Annotated in this window: 1 protein-coding gene; it reads left to right on the forward strand. The window is 52.1% G+C overall.

Annotated elements, in window-relative coordinates; translation table 11 throughout:
• Nucleotides 1–1,666: Ig-like domain-containing protein (locus J663_RS18460; RefSeq protein WP_033851436.1), on the forward strand; the 1,666-nt coding region annotated here is incomplete at both ends.

Genomic DNA, 1,666 nt, shown 5'->3' on the forward strand with positions numbered 1-1,666 from the left:
AGATGCAGCAGGCAATGCAGGTACAGATACAGCAGTGGTAACAATTGATACCACCGCACCAAATGCACCTGTACTTGATCCAATCAATGCAACTGACCCAGTGAGCGGTACAGCAGAACCTGGTTCTACAGTGACTGTGACATATCCTGATGGCACCACTGCAACAGTCGTGGCAGGCACAGATGGCAGCTGGTCAGTACCAAACCCGGGCAATCTGGTAGATGGCGATACAGTGACTGCAACAGCAACTGACCCTGCAGGCAATACTTCATTGCCAGGTACAGGCACAGTCTCTGCCGACATCACACCGCCGGTGGTTGCACTTGATGATGTGTTGACGAATGACAGCACACCAGCACTCACTGGTACAGTGAACGATCCGACAGCAACAGTGGTTGTGAATGTGGATGGGGTTGACTATCCGGCAGTGAACAATGGTGACGGCACCTGGACGCTTGCAGACAATACACTGCCTGCATTAACTGACGGTCCACACACCATTACCGTGACTGCAACAGATGCAGCAGGCAATGCAGGTACAGATACAGCAGTGGTAACAATTGATACCACCGCACCAAATGCACCTGTACTTGATCCAATCAATGCAACTGACCCAGTGAGCGGTACAGCAGAACCTGGTTCTACAGTGACTGTGACATATCCTGATGGCACCACTGCAACAGTCGTGGCAGGCACAGACGGAACATGGTCAGTACCAAACCCGGGCAATCTGGTGGATGGCGATACAGTGACTGCAACAGCAACTGACCCTGCAGGCAATACTTCATTGCCAGGTACAGGCACAGTCTCTGCCGACATCACACCGCCGGTGGTTGCACTTGATGATGTGTTGACGAATGACAGCACACCAGCACTCACTGGTACAGTGAACGATCCGACAGCAACAGTGGTTGTGAATGTGGATGGTGTTGACTATCCAGCAGTGAACAATGGTGACGGCACCTGGACGCTTGCAGACAATACACTGCCTGCGTTAACTGATGGTCCACACACCATTACCGTGACTGCAACAGATGCAGCAGGCAATGCAGGTACAGATACAGCAGTGGTAACAATTGATACCACCGCACCAAATGCACCTGTACTTGATCCAATCAATGCAACTGACCCAGTGAGCGGTACAGCAGAACCTGGTTCTACAGTGACTGTGACATATCCTGATGGCACCACTGCAACAGTCGTGGCAGGCACAGATGGCAGCTGGTCAGTACCAAACCCGGGCAATCTGGTAGATGGCGATACAGTGACTGCAACAGCAACTGACCCTGCAGGCAATACTTCATTGCCAGGTACAGGCACAGTCTCTGCCGACATCACACCGCCGGTGGTTGCACTTGATGATGTGTTGACGAATGACAGCACACCAGCACTCACTGGTACAGTGAACGATCCGACAGCAACAGTGGTTGTGAATGTGGATGGGGTTGACTATCCGGCAGTGAACAATGGTGACGGCACCTGGACGCTTGCAGACAATACACTGCCTGCGTTAACTGATGGTCCACATACCATTACCGTGACGGCAACTGATGCAGCAGGTAATGCGGGTACCGATACAGCAGTGGTGACCATTGATACCACCGCACCAAATGCACCTGTACTTGATCCAATCAATGCAACTGATCCGGTGAGCGGTACAGCAGAA

It is taken from the genome of Acinetobacter sp. 826659 (assembly GCF_000588515.1).
Taxonomy (GTDB): Bacteria; Pseudomonadota; Gammaproteobacteria; order Pseudomonadales; family Moraxellaceae; genus Acinetobacter; species Acinetobacter pittii.